The 19,044-nt window shown below is 59.4% G+C and carries 15 protein-coding genes; 13 read left to right on the top strand and 2 right to left on the bottom strand.

The features are described from left to right. Positions 1–10 precede the first annotated feature (10 nt). Both H663_RS30565 and hprK read left to right on the top strand, forming a co-directional pair. On the top strand, positions 11–478 hold the full coding sequence (locus H663_RS30565; protein ID WP_053173723.1) for a PTS sugar transporter subunit IIA: 468 nt from the start codon (positions 11–13) through the stop codon (positions 476–478). Between the two features lie 27 nt (positions 479–505). Further along, positions 506–1,447 (top strand): HPr(Ser) kinase/phosphatase, encoded by a 942-nt coding sequence (hprK, locus tag H663_RS30560; protein ID WP_053173725.1) that lies wholly within the window; start codon positions 506–508, stop codon positions 1,445–1,447. Positions 1,448–1,474: 27 nt separating this feature from the next. Here hprK and fur read toward each other — a convergent pair whose 3' ends face one another. Next, entirely contained in the window at positions 1,475–1,903 is a 429-nt protein-coding gene (gene fur / locus H663_RS30555) for a ferric iron uptake transcriptional regulator (RefSeq protein ID WP_053173727.1), read from the bottom strand. A 96-nt stretch (positions 1,904–1,999) separates the two neighbouring features. Here fur and H663_RS30550 point away from each other — a divergent pair, with 96 nt between their 5' ends. From H663_RS30550 to H663_RS30500, 11 genes are all read left to right on the top strand, one after another. Then, complete coding sequence (locus H663_RS30550) at positions 2,000–2,536, top strand: outer membrane protein assembly factor BamE (RefSeq protein WP_240620486.1); 537 nt, start codon at positions 2,000–2,002, stop codon at positions 2,534–2,536. 47 nt (positions 2,537–2,583) lie between these two features. Then, positions 2,584–3,399, top strand: a complete 816-nt coding sequence (gene dapB / locus H663_RS30545; protein ID WP_053173730.1) for a 4-hydroxy-tetrahydrodipicolinate reductase — start codon at positions 2,584–2,586, stop codon at positions 3,397–3,399. A 23-nt stretch (positions 3,400–3,422) separates the two neighbouring features. Further along, entirely contained in the window at positions 3,423–4,067 is a 645-nt protein-coding gene (locus H663_RS30540; RefSeq protein WP_053173733.1) for a MotA/TolQ/ExbB proton channel family protein, read from the top strand. A gap of 3 nt (positions 4,068–4,070) precedes the next feature. Then, entirely contained in the window at positions 4,071–4,499 is a 429-nt protein-coding gene (locus H663_RS30535; protein ID WP_053173734.1) for an ExbD/TolR family protein, read from the top strand. A 63-nt stretch (positions 4,500–4,562) separates the two neighbouring features. After that, positions 4,563–7,343 (top strand): leucine--tRNA ligase, encoded by a 2,781-nt coding sequence (locus H663_RS30530; protein ID WP_053173736.1) that lies wholly within the window; start codon positions 4,563–4,565, stop codon positions 7,341–7,343. Positions 7,344–7,357: 14 nt separating this feature from the next. Next, a complete protein-coding gene (locus tag H663_RS30525) occupies positions 7,358–7,894 on the top strand; it encodes an LPS-assembly lipoprotein LptE (protein WP_053176690.1) in 537 nt (178 codons plus the stop codon). A gap of 8 nt (positions 7,895–7,902) precedes the next feature. Then, a complete protein-coding gene (gene holA, locus H663_RS30520; protein ID WP_053173738.1) occupies positions 7,903–8,955 on the top strand; it encodes a DNA polymerase III subunit delta in 1,053 nt (350 codons plus the stop codon). 424 nt (positions 8,956–9,379) lie between these two features. Beyond that, entirely contained in the window at positions 9,380–10,660 is a 1,281-nt protein-coding gene (locus H663_RS30515; protein ID WP_053173740.1) for a glutamate-5-semialdehyde dehydrogenase, read from the top strand. Between the two features lie 97 nt (positions 10,661–10,757). Beyond that, entirely contained in the window at positions 10,758–12,053 is a 1,296-nt protein-coding gene (gene gshA / locus H663_RS30510) for a glutamate--cysteine ligase (RefSeq protein WP_053176692.1), read from the top strand. Positions 12,054–12,168: 115 nt separating this feature from the next. Next, positions 12,169–14,037: a potassium transporter Kup gene (locus H663_RS30505; protein WP_165803900.1), complete on the top strand. Its 1,869-nt coding sequence runs from the start codon at positions 12,169–12,171 to the stop codon at positions 14,035–14,037. A 116-nt stretch (positions 14,038–14,153) separates the two neighbouring features. After that, positions 14,154–14,741, top strand: coding sequence for a YqiA/YcfP family alpha/beta fold hydrolase (locus H663_RS30500; protein ID WP_053173742.1), 588 nt, complete (start codon positions 14,154–14,156; stop codon positions 14,739–14,741). A 361-nt stretch (positions 14,742–15,102) separates the two neighbouring features. Here the strand turns inward: H663_RS30500 and H663_RS41605 are convergent. After that, positions 15,103–19,044, bottom strand: a 3,942-nt coding sequence (locus H663_RS41605; protein ID WP_165803899.1) for a beta strand repeat-containing protein, incomplete at its 5' end; no start/stop codon positions are given.

Genomic DNA, 19,044 nt, shown 5'->3' with positions numbered 1-19,044 from the left:
GCCCTCGAACATGAACCGTCTATCATCCATATTGCCTGTTGCTCAAGTTCTTGTTGGTGTGCAAGCCACCAGCAAGAAACGTGCGTTTGAAGAAGCTGGACTTCTCTTTGAGAATCTGCATGGGCTTTCCCGCGCCTTGGTCACGGACAGTCTTTTTGCCCGAGAGCGCCTGGGTTCGACCGGTCTGGGTCATGGCGTGGCCATTCCGCACGGGCGCATCAAGGGCCTCAAGGCACCCATGGCGGCTGTTTTTCAGCTGGCCCAGCCCATTGGTTTTGACGCGCCAGACGAGCAAGCGGTCAGTTTGTTGATCTTTTTGTTGGTGCCAGAGGCGGCCACGCAAAAGCACCTGGAAATCTTGTCCGAGATTGCAGAACTGCTCAGTGACACGGTTTTGCGCGAAAACATCAAAAGCAGCACGGTTCAAGAAAATTTACACCAATTGATTGCCCAATGGCAATCGGCCCAAGCGGCCTGAACGCCATTTTTTGGGTCAGTCTCAGTCATGAAGCCCAGCGTCATCAGTGCCGACGTCCTTTTTGAGGACCACAGGGGCAAGCTCAAATGGCAGTGGGTCGCGGGGCTGGGTGCCTCCGAGCGGCGCTTTGACGAAGTGGCGGTGCGCGAAGCCCGCTCCGGCGCTGACCTGGTGGGCTACCTGAACTACATTCACCCCTACCGGGTGCAGATCCTGGGCCCCAGAGAAGTGGCCTATCTGAGCAATTGCTCCCGCGAAGATTGTGCACGGCGCATCGCCCGCATCGTGACCTTGGAGCCACCTGTGCTGGTTCTGGCAGATGGTCAGAATGCGCCCGATGAGCTTTTGTCCATGTGCGAGCGTGCCCAGATTCCGATGTTTGCCACCGATCAATCGTCGGCTTTCGTGATCGACGTGCTGCGGGCCTATCTGTCCAAACACTTTGCCGACCGCATGACCATGCATGGCGTGTTCATGGACATTTTGGGCATGGGCGTGCTGATCACGGGCGAGTCCGGTCTGGGCAAGAGCGAACTGGGGCTGGAGTTGATTTCCCGTGGCAACGGTCTGGTGGCCGACGATGCGGTGGATCTGTACCGCATCAACCAGACCACCATCGAGGCGCGTTGCCCCGATTTGTTGCAAAACCTGCTCGAAGTGCGAGGCATTGGATTGCTCGACATCCGGGCGATTTTTGGCGAGACGGCGGTGCGTCGCAAGATGCGTCTGAAACTGATCGTTCACTTGGTTCGCCGCGAAACGCTGGAGCGCGACTATGAGCGCTTGCCTTCGGAGCCCTTGATGCAGGACGTGCTGGGCATTCCTGTGCGCAAAGTGATCATTCAGGTGGTGGCGGGCCGCAACATTGCGGTCCTTGTCGAGGCCGCCGTGCGCAACACCATCTTGCAAATGCGTGGCATAGACACTTACCAGGACTTCATCGAGCGCCAGCGACGGGCCATGGAGTAAGACGCAGCAGGTAAGGGTGGTTGCACCTCAGCGCTGACGGTGAGGGCAAGGGTTTTGCGTGCAATGCGCGTACAGGCTCAAGGCGTGGTCGGCGATGACAAAACCCTTGGCCTCGGCCACGGCTTGCTGCCTGGACTCGATCTCCGGGTCGAAGAACTCCTCCACACGGCCACAGTCCAGACACACCACGTGGTCATGGTGCTGCCCCTCATTGAGCTCATAGACCGCCTTGCCGCTTTCAAAATGGTTGCGGCTCAAGATGCCCGCTTGCTCGAATTGAAGAAGCACCCGGTACACCGTGGCCAGGCCAATGTCGGTGTTGTCATGCATCAAGTGGCGAAACACGTCCTCGGCCGTCATGTGCCGCTGCACGCCGCTTTGAAAAATTTCCAGAATTTTCAGGCGTGGCAGGGTGGCTTTGAGGCCGTTGTTTTTGAGTTCGTCGATTTGTGTCATGAGGGATGTGTCCGAGGTAAGCCAATCATGGGCTGGCTTGAAGCTGCCGCTACAATCGTCCGATCATATCGGCCCGCCCTTCACATGACAGATCTCATGACATTCCGCTTTTCTCGTGTCTTGCTCACTTCGCTCTTGCTGGGCATCAGCTTGGCGGGGTGCAGTGGCATGTCTTCGGGTGTCAATTCAGACACGTTCAAACCCTATGTTGCCGAAGTGGTGCAGGGCAATTTTGTGTCCAAAGAGCAGCGACAAGCGCTGCGGCCTGGCATGTCTCGCGCTCAGGTCAAGGACATCCTGGGCACGCCTTTGGTGGCCAGCGTCTTCCATGAAGACCGTTGGGATTACGCCTTCAGCATCAAGCGTCAAGGCGTGGCCCCGCAAAACTTTCGTGTGACCGTGTTCTTCAAGGGCGATGTGCTGGCCCAGATCGACAACGACGAACTGCCCAGTGAATCCGAATTTGTGGGTCGTTTGGTGACCAAACGCACGGTTTCCAAAGTGCCCAACTTGCAGGCCAGCGAGGAAGATTTGAAAAAGTTCCCCCCCTCCAAGAGCGCCGCAGACAACACCCGCCCGAGCAGCACCGCTTTGCCTGCCAGCTACCCTGCGCTGGAGCCCACACCGCGCTGACCCAAAGTGCCCGGGTACGCCCCTTCGCACTTTTTTGTTCACATGAGATGACCGCCATGACCGATTTGTCCATCACCGTCGCAGGGGCCTCTGGCCGCATGGGGCACATGCTGATCGAGGCCATACAGGCTTCTGCGGATTGCCGCCTGACCGGGGCTTTGGACCTGCCGAGCAGCCCCGCTTTGGGCCAGGACGCCGCCATTTTTTCGGGGCAAGCCAGTGGTGTGCAGGTGGTGTCCGACTTGCATCAGGGCTTGAAGCCTTCGGGTTTTCTGATTGACTTCACCCGCCCCGAAGGCACCTTGGCGCACCTGAAAGTTTGCCGCGAGTTGGGCGTCAAGGCCGTGATCGGCACCACCGGCTTTTCAGACGCCCAGAAGGCCGAGATCGCCGACATCGCCAAGGACATCGCCATCGTCATGGCCCCCAACATGAGTGTGGGCGTGAACGTGACCCTGAAGCTTTTGCAAATGGCGGCGCAGGCCCTGTCCACCGGCTACGACATCGAAATCATCGAAGCCCACCACCGCCACAAGGTCGATGCACCCTCGGGCACGGCCCTCAAGATGGGTGAAGTGATCGCCGAAGCCATCGGCCGCGACCTGAATGAGTGCGCCGTGTACGAGCGTTTTGGCCACACCGGCGAGCGCGACCCCTCCACCATCGGCTTTTCCACCATCCGGGGCGGCGACATTGTGGGCGACCACACGGTGTTGTTTGCGGGTATCGGTGAACGCATCGAAGTGACCCACAAATCCTCCAGTCGCTCCACCTACGCACAGGGAAGCCTGCGCGCTGTGCGCTATTTGGCCGGTCAGGAGCGGGGCTTGTTTGACATGTTTGATGTGTTGAACCTGCGCTGAATTGCCCATCCACAGCTGTTGCCATGAACCTCAATGACTATTTGCTGCACAGCGACGGCGTCAGCCGCCTGCTGGCGCTGGTGTTGCTGGCCTTGTCTGTGGGCAGTTGGGTGGTGATTCTTTGGAAATGGCGTTTGCTCTCGCGTGTATCGCTGGATGTGCGCCGCAGCACGGCGGCCTTTTGGCAGGCATCCTCTTGGGACGATGCGCAGCAACGCGTGGCCCAGTTTGACCGTGAGGCCTGCGTGGCACCCTTGTTGCAAGCGGCGGCGCTGCCCGTGGCGGGCACCCTGGCTTCTTCCGGTGATCGGCACCAGCAATTGACCCGAAACCTGCGCGATGGCTTGCAAGGCGTGGTGCGCCGTCTGCAATGGGGACAGTTGCTGCTGGCCACGGCGGGCTCGACCTCGCCGTTCATTGGTTTGCTGGGCACGGTCTGGGGCATTTTCAATGCCCTGACCGGCATGGCTGAGGGCGGTCCACTGCGTATTGAGATGGTGGCAGGCCCAGTGGGCGAAGCCCTGATCATGACGGCCGCCGGTTTGGCCGTGGCCATTCCTGCGGTGCTGGGCTACAACATTCTGGGCCGCAAAGTCGGGCACATTGAAGCCGAGCTTGAAGGTTTTGCCCACGATGTGCTGGGCCTTTTGGCCGGGCACAAGGACTGAGCCATGGCCTTTGGTCGTCTGGCCAGCACCAAGCCCGATGCGCCCATGAGCGAGATCAACGTCACGCCCATGGTGGACGTGATGCTGGTGTTGTTGGTGATTTTCATCCTCACTGCTCCCCTGATGACCAGTGCGATCCGCCTGGACCTGCCCAGCAGCGAAGGTGGGGAGGCGGGCGCAACCCCGCAGGCGGTGAGCCTGGTGGTCAACGCACAGGGTGATTTGTTTTTGGACGACCGACCCATCACCCCCGAAGTTCTGCGCCTGCGCCTGGCCGAAGCCGCCAAGCGCAACCCCAACACCGAACTGGAGTTGCGCGCAGACCAGTCCGTGCCCTATGGCCGTGTGGTGGAAGCCATGGGCCTGGCCCAGAAAGCGGGTTTGTCGCGCATCGGTTTCGTCGCCCAAACCCAGCCCAACCCTCAGCGTTGACCGGCAGGTGCCTGCATTCGGGGCGTCCGGGCCAACCCCCGCGCGCCTCTACAATCGACCCTTATGCAAGACAAGTACAACCACCTCGAAGTCGAACCCGCAGCGCAGTCCCGCTGGACGGCCCGCGATGCCTACCGCGTCATCGAAGACGCCAGCAAAAAGAAGTTCTACGCCTGCTCCATGCTGCCTTACCCCAGCGGCAAGCTGCACATGGGCCATGTGCGCAACTACACCATCAACGACATGCTCACGCGCAGCCTGCGCATGAAGGGTTTCAACGTGTTGATGCCCATGGGCTGGGACGCCTTTGGTCTGCCCGCCGAAAACGCCGCCTTGAAGAACGGCGTGCCCCCGGCCAAATGGACGTACGAGAACATCGCGTACATGAAAAAGCAGATGCAGGCCATGGGCCTGGCCATCGACTGGTCACGCGAAGTCGCCACCTGCGACCCGACCTATTACAAGTGGAACCAGTGGCTGTTTTTGAAGATGCTGGAAAAAGGCATCGCCTACCGAAAGACCCAGGTTGTGAACTGGGACCCGGTGGATCAGACCGTGCTGGCCAACGAGCAAGTCATCGATGGCAAAGGCTGGCGCACAGGCGCTCCGGTTGAAAAGCGCGAGATTCCGGGTTATTACCTGAACATCACCGCTTACGCCCAAGAGCTGCTGGACCATGTGCAGATCGGCAACGACAAGGCCACGCTCAACGGCTGGCCCGACAAAGTGCGATTGATGCAGGAAAACTGGATTGGCAAGAGCGAAGGCGTGCGCTTTGCTTTCCCGCACGACATCCAAGGTGCTGACGGTCAGCTGATTGGCGACGGCAAGATGTATGTCTTCACCACCCGCGCCGACACCATCATGGGTGTGACCTTCTGTGCTGTAGCCGCCGAGCACCCGCTGGCGCTGCATGCTGCTGCATCGAACTCCGCGTTGGCGGCATTTTTGGAAGAGTGCAAGAGCGGCGGCACGACCGAGGCCGAAATTGCCACCCAAGAGAAAAAAGGCGTGGCCACGGGCTTGTTCGTGACGCATCCCTTGACCGGCGCGAAGGTCGAGGTCTGGGTCGGCAACTACGTGCTCATGAGCTACGGCGATGGCGCCGTGATGGGCGTGCCTGCGCACGACGAGCGCGACTTTGCGTTTGCTTTGAAGTACGACTTGCCGATTCGGCAGGTGGTGTCGTTGGCTCCGGCCGCTGGGGGCTTTGCCCCCGGTTCGTCAGTCGCAGGCTCCGATTCCTCACCGGCGACAAAGCCCCCAACGGCCTCGGTGGTGGACGCGGGCGGTAAAAGTTTCGACGCCTCGGCCTGGGCCGAGTGGTACGCCACCAAAGATGGTGTTTGCGTCAACTCCGGCGAACTCGACGGCCTGAACCAAAAAGCAGCCGTCACCAAAGTGGCTGAGTTGCTCGCTGCCAAAGGCCTGGGCGAGAAGAAAACCACTTGGCGTCTGCGCGACTGGGGCGTGAGCCGCCAGCGCTACTGGGGTACGCCGATCCCGATCATCCATTGCGACGAACATGGCGCGGTGCCGGTGCCCGAAAAAGACCTGCCTGTGGTGCTGCCGCAAGACTGCATCCCCGATGGCTCGGGCAATCCGCTGCACAAGCACGAAGGTTTCCATGCGGGCGTGACCTGCCCGGTGTGCGGCAAACCTGCTCGCCGCGAGACCGACACCATGGACACCTTCGTGGATTCGTCCTGGTACTTCATGCGCTATTGCGACCCGACCAACTCCGAGAAGATGGTGGCCGAGGGCGCGGATTATTGGATGCCGATGGATCAATACATCGGTGGCATCGAGCACGCCATCCTGCACCTGCTGTATGCCCGCTTTTGGACCAAGGTCATGCGCGACTTGGGTTTGGTCAAGGTGGACGAGCCCTTCAGCAAATTGCTCACGCAGGGCATGGTGCTCAACCACATCTACTCGCGCCGCACCGCCAAGGGCGGCAAAGACTACTTCTGGCCGCACGATGTGGAGCACGTGCTCGACGAGACCGGCAAAGTGGTGGGCGCCAAGCTCAAGAACGAAGCCGACAGCGGCGATGGCCGTTTGCCCGTGGGCACTGCCATTGACTACGAAGGCGTGGGCACCATGTCCAAGTCGAAAAACAACGGCGTGGACCCCCAGGACCTGATCGAGCGCTACGGCGCCGACACGGCCCGTCTGTACACCATGTTCACCGCGCCGCCTGAGGTGACGCTGGAGTGGAACGACTCGGCCGTGGAAGGCAGCTACCGCTTCTTGCGCCGCGTTTGGAACTTCGCGTTCAAGCACCACGAGTTGCTGCGCTCGGCCACGGGCCAGGACCTGAGCCAAGCAGCCTTGTGCGATTCGGCCAAGGCCTTGCGCCGAGAAATGCACCTGGTGCTCAAGCAAGTGGGTTACGACTACGAGCGCATGCAATACAACACGGTGGTGTCCGGTTGCATGAAGCTGCTGAACGCGCTGGAAGACTTCAAGCCCGATGGCAGCCCGGGTGACACCGCAGCCCTGTGCGAAGGCGTTTCGCTTTTGATGCGCATGCTCTACCCCGCTTGCCCGCACATCACCGACGAAATCTGGCAGCAGCTGGGTTACGCCCAGGCCGTGGGCGAGTTGCTTGACGCCCCTTGGCCCACCGTGGACGAGTCGGCTTTGGAGCGCGACCAGATCGAGCTGATGCTGCAAATCAACGGCAAGCTGCGCGGGTCCATCCTGGTGCGTGCATCGGCAGACAAAGCACAGATTGAAGCGGCAGCACTGGCCAGCGAAGCCTTTGTCAAACAGGCCGCAGGCGCTGCGCCCAAAAAAGTCATTGTGGTGCCTGGCCGTCTGGTCAACATCGTGGTGTGAACCGCTTGCGCCGCATGACCGCATCCCGTCGCCACCTTGTGACCGCCCTGGGCCTGCTGCCTGTGGCGGCGTTGCTGACGGGCTGCGGCTTTCAGCTGCGTCAGGCGGGCAACTACGCCTTCAAGACCTTGTACGGCAATTTTTCTGCCACATCGCCCCTGGGGGTGGAGTTGCGCCGCAATTTGCTGGGCACCGGCCGCATTGAGTTGTGGACCGATCCCAAGCAGATGCCCCAAGCCGATGCAATCCTCGACATCCTCAGCGAAGAGCGCCAGCAGGTGATTGTGGGCATGAATGCCTCGGGGCAGATCCGTGAGATGCAATTGCGCCTGCGCGTACGCTTTCGTTTGCGCACGCCGCAAGGCGCAGAGCTGATCGAATCGGTGGAGCTGTCCCAGCAGCGTGACCTGAGCTTCAGCGAAACGGCTGCGCTGTCCAAAGAGATCGAGCAGGGCATGATGTACCGCGACATGCAGACCGACATCGTGCAGCAGATCATGCGACGCCTGTCGGCTGTCAAAGCCAAACCTGTGACCGCTCCCAAACCCTGAGCGCCTTCATGCAACTGGCACTTCCACAGCTTGCTGCGCACCTGCAAAAGGGCTTGCGCAGCCTCTACACCTTGCACGGCAACGAAGCCTTGTTGATGCAAGAAGCCGCCGACGCCATCCGTGCCAGTGCCCGCGCCCAGGGCTATACCGAGCGCTCGGTCCACACCGTGGCAGGTGCACACTTTGACTGGAGCGAGGTGCTGGCCGCAGGCGGCTCGCTCAGCCTGTTTGCCGACAAACAAATCGTCGAAGTGCGCATTCCCACCGGAAAACCGGGCAAGGAAGGCAGCACGGCCATTCAGCAACTGGTGGCCTCGGCGCAAGGCAACGACTCGACCCTGACGATGTTTTTGCTGCCCAGCCTGGATGCTGCCACGCGAAAAGGGGCGTGGTTCACTGCACTCGAGGGTGGCGGCGTCATGATTCCCGTCGAGCCGGTCGAGCGCCATGCCTTGCCCCAATGGATTGCCCAGCGCCTGCAACGCCAAGGGCAAAACGTGGCGGCAGGCGAAGAAGGCCAGCGCGCCCTGCAGTTTTTTGCCGATCGGGTCGAGGGCAACCTGCTCGCGGCCCATCAGGAAATTCAAAAACTCGGTTTGCTGTACCCGCCTGGTGAGCTGACGCAGGCGCAGGTCGAATCGGCCGTGCTCAATGTGGCGCGCTACGACGTGTTCAAACTCTCCGAATCCGTGCTGGCCGGGCAAGTGGTCCGTGTGCAACGCATGCTCGACGGCCTGCAGGCTGAGGGTGAAGCCGCTGTGCTGGTGCACTACACCATCGCAGAAGACATCCGCGCCTTGAAACGCGTCAAGGACGCCATCGCCGCAGGCAAACCCATGCCCATGGCCTTGCGTGAGCAGCGCGTGTGGGGTCCGCGCGAACGCCTGTTCGAGCGCGTGTTGCCTCGCATGACCGAAGCCCGCCTGAACGGCCTGCTGCAAGCGGCCCATCAGGTCGATGGCATCGTCAAAGGCCTGAAAGTGCCCGACTGGCCCACCGACCCCTGGCAGGCCCTGCAACGCCTGGCCGTGCGCTTTTCACGTTTTTGCATCGTGCGCTGAGGCAGTCCCAGCGCAAAAAAAGCGTTGCACGTCGGTCCGACCGTTTCACCTTCGAAAAATGCCCCGCAGGTCGGCACTCGAAGAGTCCGACATTTCCTCATCACACATACCGTCGGCATGAGCCTGAGCCCGTGGCCCACCCATGTCGGGGTCTTCGACCACCGACCTACAAGAACCCAGCCAGTTTCGTCGCAGCAATAAGTGCCCTCGTAGGTCGGCACTCGAAGAGTCCGACATTTCCCCATCACCCATACCGCCGGCAGGGGCCTGAACGCTGTGCTCACCCATGTCGGGGTCTTCGACCACCGACCTACAAGACCCCAATCCACCCTTGTCTGCGGCCTCGGCGCCGAACTGATAAACCTCAAAGCGGCGTCATATTTCTTTCAAAGAACCCGGCCTGCGCATCTGCGAAAATGGCCGGATGACTGAATTGAACACCGTTGAACACTTGCAGGCCCTGGGCCTGCAAGCCAAACAGGCTTCGGCCCAGATGGCCAAGGCCTCGGCCGCTGTCAAGAACCAGGCCTTGCGTCGATTGGCTGATTTGCTGCGTGAAAACACCGAAGCCTTGCAGCTGGACAACGCCAAAGACCTGGCGCGCGCCCAGGCCAACGGCTTGTCTGAGCCCATGGTGGACCGCCTCAAGCTCACCCCTAAAGTGCTGGAAACCTGCGCCCAAGGCTGCGAGCAGCTGGCCGCCATGCCCGACGTGATCGGCGAAATCATCGGCATGAAGCAGGTGCCCAGCGGCATCCGCGTGGGCCAGATGCGGGTGCCCATTGGCGTGTTCGGCATGATTTTCGAGAGCCGCCCCAACGTCACCATCGAAGCGGCCAGCCTGTCCATCAAGAGTGGCAATGCCTGCATCCTGCGCGGTGGCTCCGAGGCCATCGAGTCGAACAAGGCCCTGGCCAAACTGGTGCAGCAGGCGCTCACCGAGAGTGGTTTGCCTATGGATGCGGTGCAACTGGTGCAGACCACCGACCGTGCCGCCGTGGGGCAGCTCATCACCATGCCGCAATATGTGGACGTGGTCATCCCGCGAGGCGGCAAGGGCCTGATTGAGCGCATCAGCGCCGAAGCCAAAGTGCCCGTCATCAAGCACCTGGACGGCAATTGCCACACCTATGTGGATGACCCCTGCGACATCGACATGGCGGTCCGGGTGGCCGACAACGCCAAAACCCAAAAATACAGCCCTTGCAATGCCAGCGAAAGTTTGCTGGTGGCGCGTGGCGTGGCGGGCGAATTCTTGCCCAAAATCGGCGCGATTTATGCGGCCAAAGGCGTGGAAATGCGTTGTTGCCCCAAAGCCAAGGCCATCTTGAGCCAGGTCACTGGGGCCAATTTGAAAGACGCGATCGAGCAGGACTGGTTCGAGGAATACCTCGCGCCCATCATCAGCGTCAAGGTGGTTGAAGGTGTGGATGAGGCGATTGCCCACATCAACCAGTACAGCAGCCACCACACCGACGCCATCCTGACCCGCGACCACATGCATGCCCAGCGTTTTTTGCGTGAGGTGGATTCGTCCAGCGTCATGGTCAACGCCAGCACCCGCTTTGCCGATGGCTTTGAATACGGGCTGGGTGCCGAAATCGGCATCAGCACCGACAAGTTCCACGCCCGGGGCCCCGTGGGCATAGAGGGCCTGACCTCGCTCAAGTACGTGGTGCTGGGCGAGGGCGAAGTGCGCGTCTGATCACATCCCGGTGGGCGGCTGTCCGCTGGGCGCTTGCAATGCCGCCAAACGTCCCCATATCATTCCTTTGATTTTCTGGTTCACTGAAGGCAAGTCCATGGTTCCTCATCTCGTCACCGCCCTGACCGGCCCCATCAATGAGCTGGAGCAGCGCATTCTCGACTCCATGCCCGCCATCGAGCGCTGGTTCCGTCTGGAGTGGATGGAGCACACGCCCCCGTTCTACACCTCTGTGGACATCCGCAATGCCGGCTTCAAGCTCGCGCCGGTGGACACCAATCTTTACCCCGGTGGCTGGAACAACTTGACCCCCGAGATGTTGCCCTTGGCCGTGCAGGCCGCGCAAGCAGCCATCGAAAAGATCTGCCCCGAGGCCAAAAACCTGCTGATCATTCCCGAAAACCACACGCGCAACACCTTTTACCTGACCAATGTGTTGCAACTGCAGCGCATTTTCCACATGGCGGGCCTGAACGTGCGGGTGGGCTCGATCAACCCCGAGATCAAGGAAACCACCACCATTGAGCTGCCCAATGGTGAAAGCATCACCCTGGAGCCGGTGGTGCGCAGCAAGCACCGCCTGGGCCTCAAGGACTTTGACCCCTGCACCATCTTGCTCAACAACGACCTGTCGGCCGGTGCTCCCGGCATTCTGGAAGAGTTGCACGAGCAATTTTTGCTGCCGCCGCTGCATGCGGGCTGGAGCGTGCGCCGCAAGACCAAGCATTTTCAGAGCTACGAAGAGGTGGCCAAGCGCTTTGGCAAACTGCTGGGCATCGACCCCTGGCTGATCAACCCCATGTTCAGTCAGTGCGGTGATGTGAACTTTGCCGAGGGCACGGGCATGGAGTGCCTGCGCAGCAATGTGGACGCGCTGCTGACCAAGATCAAGCGCAAATACAAGGAATACGGCATCAATGAAAAGCCGTTTGTCGTCGTCAAGGCTGACAACGGCACCTATGGCATGGGCATCATGACCGTGCGCGATGTATCCGATTTGGATGCCCTCAATCGCAAAACCCGCAACAAGATGAACGTCATCAAGGATGGCCAGACCGTCAACGACGTGATCATCCAGGAAGGTGTGCTGACCAATGAGCGCATCAACGACGCCGTGGCCGAGCCGGTGGTTTACATGATGGACCGCTATGTGGTGGGCGGCTTCTACCGTGTGCACGCCGAGCGCGGCGTGGACGAAAACCTGAACGCGCCGGGCGCAAGCTTTGTGCCTTTGGCCTTTGCCGAAAGTCCGCATCTGCCCCAGCCGGGCGTCAAACCCGGGGCCAGCGTGCCCAACCGCTTTTACATGTATGGCGTCATTGGCCGCCTGGCCATGTTGGCGGCCAGTTACGAGCTGGAAGCCACCGACCCCGAGGCCGAGGTGTACGACTAAAGTTGTTGCGCTGCAACAAATTGCACTTATCAACGGTGACAGCAGTCCTTGATCAGGCGCAAAATAGCGCCCATCTCAGTCATCAAAAGCCTGACCCCGGTCAGGCTGTTTTTTTGTGTCTTCTACAAAATCCTCTCTCGCTGCACTGACCTTGGGCGCCATTGGCGTGGTTTACGGCGACATCGGCACCAGCGTGCTGTACGCCATGAAAGAGGTCTTTGGCTCCGGCCATGTGCCTTTCACCCCGGCCAATGTTTACGGCATCCTCTCCATCTTCTTTTGGACCTTGACGACCATCGTGTCGGTCAAATACGTGGTCTTGGTGCTGCGCGCCGACAACCATGGCGAGGGGGGCTTGGTGGCCATGTTGGCGCTCGCTTCGCAATCGGTCAAAGACAAGCCTCAACTGCGCAAGGTGCTGCTGGTGGTGGGCATTTTTGGCACCTGCCTGTTTTATGGCGACGGGGTCATCACCCCGGCCATTTCGGTGCTGTCGGCAGTCGAAGGTCTGGAAGTCATCTCTCCAACATTCAAGAAATCGGTGATTCCGCTCACGCTGGTCATTCTGTTTGTGCTGTTTTGGGTGCAAAAGCGTGGCACCGCAGGCATTGGCAAGTTTTTTGGTCCCATCACCCTGGTTTGGTTTGGCACCATTGCCGTGCTGGGCGTGTCACACATCGTGCAACGCCCTGAAATTTTGCTGGCCATCAGCCCGCACTACGCGCTGGGCTTCATGTGGAACGAGCCGGGCACCACCTTCATCATTTTGGGCGCGGTGGTTTTGTGTGTGACTGGCGGTGAAGCGCTGTATGCCGACATGGGCCACTTTGGCAAAAAACCGATTCGCCTGGCCTGGTTCAGCGTGGTCATGCCGTGCCTGACCCTGAACTATTTCGGCCAAGGTGCCTTGTTGTTGTCCAACCCCGAAGCCGTCAAAAACCCCTTTTACCTGATGGCCCCGGACTGGGCGCTGCTGCCTTTGGTCGGTCTGGCCACCATGGCCACGGTCATTGCCTCACAGGCCCTGATCTCTGGCGCCTTCAGCGTCACCAAGCAGGTCATTCAACTGGGCTACCTGCCGCGCCTGCAGGTGCTGCACACCAGCGAAACGGACACGGGCCAGATCTACATGCCCTTTGTGAACTGGGGTCTGTTTGCAGCCATTGTCCTGGCGGTGGTCATGTTCAAGTCGTCCAGCAACCTGGCTGCAGCCTACGGCATTGCCGTGTGCACCGACATGCTGATCACCACCGTGCTCACATTCTTTGTGATCCGCTACGCCTGGAAACTGCCCTTGGCCCTGTGCATTGGTGCGACTGGTTTCTTCTTCGTGGTCGATCTGGCCTTCTGGGCGTCCAACCTGCTCAAGCTGTTTGACGGTGGCTGGTTCCCCTTGGCCATTGGTGGTGCCGTGTTCACGCTCATGCTGACCTGGCACGATGGGCGACGCCTGCTCAACGAATCGCTGCGCTCTGATTCGCTGCGTCTGACTGACTTTTTGGAAGCTGTTTTCATTGCTCCACCCACCCGGGTCGAGGGGACGGCCGTTTTCCTCACCTCCCAAGCAGGGAACGTGCCCAACGCCTTGTTGCACAACCTCAAGCACAACAAGGTCTTGCACCAGCGCAACCTGTTCGTGACGGTGCGCAGCCACGAAGTGCCCCGCATGGATGCCAATGAGCGACTGGAAGTGACCCCGCTGGGACACGACTGTTGGCAAGTCATCGTCAACTACGGCTTCAAGGACAACCCCGATTTGCCGACTGCCCTGGCCACCATCCAGGACGAAGGTTACAAAATCGACCCGATGATGACCAGCTACTTCCTGTCGCGTGACATCGTCATCTCCACCATTGGCGGTGGCATGGCTACTTGGCGTGAAAAACTCTTCGCCCAAATGCACCACAACGCCAGCGCAGCGGCTGAGTTTCTGAACTTGCCCACCAATGCGGTGGTGGAGTTGGGCTCCAAAATCGAGATTTGACAAGCTTTACCCGCCAAGAGGGCCGAGTTTGTAGCTCGGCATTCTCAGAGCCCGACATCTTTGTTGAACCGGGGTGGCTCCCCAATCACCATGGCCCCGTGGGAGCCCTTGACGCCATGCAAAAAACAACCCATTTGCTCTACCTGCACGGTTTTCGCTCTTCGCCGCAGTCGGTCAAAGCCCGCAAAATGGCCGCTCTTGTTGCCGCGCAGTACCCCGAGGTGATCTGGTGGTGTCCGCAACTGCCTGCTTCGCCACGGCAAGCCATGGACCTCTTGCTGGCGGGGCTGGCGGACTGGCCCTTGGCCCATACGGCTTTGATGGGTTCATCCCTGGGCGGTTTTTACGCAGCCTGGCTGGCCCGGCACCTGGGCTGTCCGGCGGTGCTGATCAACCCGGCGGTGAACCCGGCGCGTGATCTGGCGGCCTACATCGGCGAACACCCGGCCTGGCACGACACGTCACAAAGCGTATTTTTTGAGGTGGCCTTCGTGCAAGAGCTGCTGGATTTGCAAGCGCAGTCACAGGTCAACCCGGCCAACACCCTGACGCTGATCGCCAAAGGAGATGAAGTGCTGGACTGGCGCGAAATGCTGACCGCTCACCAAAGCGGCCGTGTGCGCCTGATCGAGGGCAGCGACCATGCCCTGAGCGATTTCGACGACCACTTGCCAGAAATCCTGGAATTTCTGCAATTGGCCTGAGTTCCCCAAACCCTTTTGCTTGCGCAGACGCAGACGTAGGCTTACCACGGCTCATTCATTGAGAGCGAAGCGCGGCAATCCAGCAACTTGCATTTAAAGTGGCAACCCTGCTCATATGAGCACCGAAGCTGGACTGCCACGTCGCAAGCTCCTCGCAGTGACGGTGGAGGAACGCGCAAGCTCCTCGCAGTGACGGTGGAGGAACGCACAAGCTCCTCGCAGTGACGGTGGAGGAACGCACAAGCTCACTCGCAGTGACGGTGGAGGAGCGCGCAAGCTCCTCGCCATGTCAGACGTTTGACCTTGCACCCCGACTTCGCCAGCCACCTGGACATAGTCGGCATGACACCAGTCATATGGGTTAAAGGATGTTTAACTTCATTGCTTCATCAACGAACAAGCTCGCCCCACTGTTGTTGTACACCGCATAGGTGTGATTGCCTTCGGTCACCGTCGCGTCCTTTTTCGTCCAGTCGGCCATGTCCATGACCACTGTGTCGTTTGCATCGCCCGTCAAGGTCAGCTTGTGCATGCCGTTGCTGGTGGCTGTGGCCAGTACGTCGTTCAGTGAAAGTTTCAAGGTATTGGCACCAGAGCCAGACAAATCAACTACAGCCAGGTTTTTGTGCGTGGCTGCCAGGCTCGAAAAGTCGAGGTTCATGTCGCCCCCCAACAAGCTCAATTTGTTGCCATTCACGCTGTAGGCCAAGGCGCTGTAAGCAAAAGCGGCATCAGATACCAACACGCTAGAGCCATCGGTGGCCCTGGCCGTGGTGTGGCCAGATTCGATCACGCCAGTCGCAGGGTTGCTGCGCACACCATCGCTGGTGAGGTAGATGCAAGCAATGCCCACATCTGCCAAGTTGTGCATTTCACCGGCGTCAGAGATGCCGTTTTGATTGGCGTCTTGCCAGACTTTGAACTCGGCAAACCTGGTGTCTTTGGCATCGAGCTCGCCATCTTGGTTGCTGTCAAAACCAGTGGCCAAGCCTTGCAAATCGGTGCTGCCTGCAGCGCCGTATTGGCTGAACGCGTATTGGCTGTGATCGTGCACCTTGCCATCGCCCAACTTGTCCCATACCAACACGCCGTCTTGGGCACCAGCCCAAGCAGTTTGGTCCAAGTGTCCATCACCATCCACGTCCATCGCCACTTGGCTGTAGCTCAGCACGCCATCGCGGTTCAAATCGATCACCACGGGGGAAACGGCTTGACTGACCGACACTTCGGCGCTTGAAAACGCCGTGTTTCCTGTTGCGGTGGTGTCGACGTAATTGCCCTCGGCACCAGTCGTTTGGTCCCAGGCGCGAAACTTCAAAGCCGCGGAAATGGCAGTCTCATCTGTAGCGCCTGGGGTGGGTTCAAAATAGATGCGGTTGTTGGAGTCTGAGGCCAACAACAAAGCGTTGGCCGCGTTGAGTGTTGTACTGCCTTCGATGTGTATCCAGTTCACGCCCCCATCAAGGCTGTACCACAGCGAGCCACGGGTGGTATCTACGTGTGTGATGGCGATACCCTCTGCAGCTGATGCGCTGTCGGCATCTGTGATGTGATTCCCTATCAAGTCGCTGACCAGTGTGCCCGCTTGGCCTGTAGGAGCCGATCCAGACTTGGGTGTTGATGGCAATGCGTAGGTGATGCCTGAACCAGTGGCCAATTCGGGGGCATCGTTCACAGCTGTGATTGATGCCCAAAAATTAAGCGCACCCGACGACATGGATTGGCCCGAACGACCGTTAACAGCAATGTCAACCAGCGAGCCACTGACGGTGTTTGAAAAAGTATTGTCAACGACACGGAAGTCGATACCACCACCATTACCGTTGTAATTGGCTGTTGGGGTAAACCGCAATTGATCACTCGCATTCAGGAACAAAGCACTGTTGAAATTTGCAGCCGAGTTGATGCTTGCAGGAAAGCTGCTCCAAGTCACACCGCCATCCGTGCTGTAGCTCCAAGCTCCCGATGTTATTGGCGTCGTCAGCGTGTGAATGCTGATGCCTTTGATAGCAGCACCGACATCTGGATCGGTCACCAGACCCGTCAATTTATCTTGAATGACAAAAGTAATTGGATTGTCTTCATTCGTTGTCAACTTCACACTGGCTGTAGGGCCTGCAACCACGACTGGTTGATCGTTTGCAGCATTAACCATGGCTTGCAACTTGCTGCGGGCATCCACGTCTGAGCCGCTGTTGGCGCTGTCACGTATGGCCACCCACACAGCGCCCACATTGTTGTTGTTCACACCCGTGATGCCTAAGTTGCCCAACGCCGTTTGCAAAGCGGGATAGGTCGAGTACTCTAGCGCTGTAGATGATGTGAGTGCCGCCACATCCATGATGACTTTGACGTCATTTGCTTTGGCTTGCAATTTAGAGATCGTGTCGACGTCCGTATTGTTTTTGGTGTCAACCCAATCGCTCAGCAAACTCGCACCAGCGGTGCTGCTGACGTTGTTGACGCCAATGGCTTTGTAGTCTGCAAACGTTGGAGAAGCTGATCCCACATTGCCTGCTTTGCCATCTGCCGCAGACAAGATGACGTTGTAGCTGCTGACCATCGCTTGCACTTCACCCGTGCTGTCTGCGTCGGATTCATTCACGTTTGTGCTGTTTAGGGCGCTGTTGATTGCATCCAAGTTGGAGTCGCTCACACCTGTCACACCGAGAGCGGTGTACTGGGTCAGGCTGGCTCTCTCTGTTCCATTTGCGTCGTTAGCTTGAGCTGCTGCACTGATTGCAAGGCGTGCTGTTTCATGTGCAGTTGCTGCTGTGCTCGCCAAGGCTTGCACTTCAGGCACGGAGTTGGCCCCGTTTTCGTTAGCGGCCAGCACTTTGGCGTTGACGGCGGCCAAGTTGTCGGTGGTCACGCCGGTGATGCCAGCTGCTGCGTAGTCTTCCACGTTCAGGGCTGTGGTGCCGTTGTAGTTCTCGATCTTTGCCAGAGCAGTGTTGCCTGCGGTCACCAAGTCTTGCACTTCCACCACGCTGTTGGCCTCGCCTGCTTTTGCGGCCAGCACTTGGGCATTGACGGCGGCCAGGTTTTCTGCGGTCACACCGGTGATGCCTGCGGCGGCGTAGTCGTTCACGCTCAGGGCGTTGGTGCCGTCGTAGTTCTCGATCTTTGCCAATGCATTGTTGCCAGCAGTCACCAAGCCTTGCACTTCAGCCACGCTGTTGGCCTCGCCTGTTTTTGCGGCCAGCACTTGGGCGTTGACGGCGGCCAGGTTTTCTGCGGTCACGCCGGTGATGCCAGCTGCTGCGTAGTCTTCCAAGCCCAAGGCTGTGGTGCCGTCGTAGTTCTCGATCTTTGCCAGAGCAGCGTTGCCAGCAGCCACCAAGGTTTTAATTTCAGCCACGCTGTTGGCCTCGCCTGCTTTTGCGGCCAGCACTTGGGCGTTGACGGCAGCCAGGTTGTCAATGGTCACGCCGGTGATGCCAGCTTCTGCGTAGTCTTCCAAGCCCAAGGCGGTGGTGCCGTCGTAGCTCTCGATCTTTGCCAATGCATTGTTGCCAGCAGTCACCAAGCCTTGCACTTCCGCCACGCTGTTGGCCTCGCCTGCTTTTGCGGCCAGCACTTGGGCGTTGACGGCGGCCAGGTTTTCTGCGGTCACGCCGTTGATGCCAGCTTCTGCGTAGTCTTCCACGTTCAGGGCTGTGGTGCCGTCGTAGTTCTCGATCTTTGCCAGCGCGTTATTTCCATCAGTCACCAAGCCTTGCACTTCCACCACGCTGTTGGCCTCGCCTGCTTTTGCGGCAAGCACTTGGGCGTTGACGGCGGCCAGGTTTTCTGCGGTCACGCCGGTGATGCCAGCTTCTGCGTAGTCTTCCAAGCCCAAGGCGGTGGTGCCGTCGTAGCTCTCGATCTTTGCCAATGCATTGTTGCCAGCAGTCACCAAGCCTTGCACTTCACCCACGCTGTTGGCCTCGCCTGCTTTGGCGGCCAGCACTTGGGCGTTGACGGCGGCCAGGTTGTTGGTGGTCACGCCGGTGATGCCAGCTGCTGCGTAGTCTTCCACGTTCAGGGCTGTGGTGCCGTTGTAGTTCTCGATCTTTGCCAGAGCAGTGTTGCCTGCGGTCACCAAGTCTTGCACTTCCACCACGCTGTTGGCCTCGCCTGCTTTTGCGGCCAGCACTTGGGCGTTGACGGCGGCCAAGTTGTCGGTGGTCACGCCGGTGATGCCAGCTGCTGCGTAGTCTTCCACGTTCAGGGCTGTGGTGCCGTTGTAGTTCTCGATCTTTGCCAGAGCAGTGTTGCCTGCGGTCACCAAGTCTTGCACTTCCACCACGCTGTTGGCCTC

Origin of the sequence: Limnohabitans planktonicus II-D5, from assembly GCF_001270065.2 — a bacterium.
GTDB lineage: Bacteria > Pseudomonadota > Gammaproteobacteria > Burkholderiales > Burkholderiaceae_C > Limnohabitans_A > Limnohabitans_A planktonicus.
This window is presented reverse-complemented; position numbering and strand designations above follow the sequence as displayed.

Coding starts and splice junctions, on each gene's coding strand:
- H663_RS30565 (WP_053173723.1), top strand. CDS start 11: ATGAACCGTCTATCATCCATATTGCCTGTTGCTCAAGTTCTTGTTGGT.
- hprK (WP_053173725.1), top strand. CDS start 506: ATGAAGCCCAGCGTCATCAGTGCCGACGTCCTTTTTGAGGACCACAGG.
- fur (WP_053173727.1), bottom strand. CDS start 1,903: ATGACACAAATCGACGAACTCAAAAACAACGGCCTCAAAGCCACCCTG.
- H663_RS30550 (WP_240620486.1), top strand. CDS start 2,000: ATGACATTCCGCTTTTCTCGTGTCTTGCTCACTTCGCTCTTGCTGGGC.
- dapB (WP_053173730.1), top strand. CDS start 2,584: ATGACCGCCATGACCGATTTGTCCATCACCGTCGCAGGGGCCTCTGGC.
- H663_RS30540 (WP_053173733.1), top strand. CDS start 3,423: ATGAACCTCAATGACTATTTGCTGCACAGCGACGGCGTCAGCCGCCTG.
- H663_RS30535 (WP_053173734.1), top strand. CDS start 4,071: ATGGCCTTTGGTCGTCTGGCCAGCACCAAGCCCGATGCGCCCATGAGC.
- H663_RS30530 (WP_053173736.1), top strand. CDS start 4,563: ATGCAAGACAAGTACAACCACCTCGAAGTCGAACCCGCAGCGCAGTCC.
- H663_RS30525 (WP_053176690.1), top strand. CDS start 7,358: ATGACCGCATCCCGTCGCCACCTTGTGACCGCCCTGGGCCTGCTGCCT.
- holA (WP_053173738.1), top strand. CDS start 7,903: ATGCAACTGGCACTTCCACAGCTTGCTGCGCACCTGCAAAAGGGCTTG.
- H663_RS30515 (WP_053173740.1), top strand. CDS start 9,380: ATGACTGAATTGAACACCGTTGAACACTTGCAGGCCCTGGGCCTGCAA.
- gshA (WP_053176692.1), top strand. CDS start 10,758: ATGGTTCCTCATCTCGTCACCGCCCTGACCGGCCCCATCAATGAGCTG.
- H663_RS30500 (WP_053173742.1), top strand. CDS start 14,154: ATGCAAAAAACAACCCATTTGCTCTACCTGCACGGTTTTCGCTCTTCG.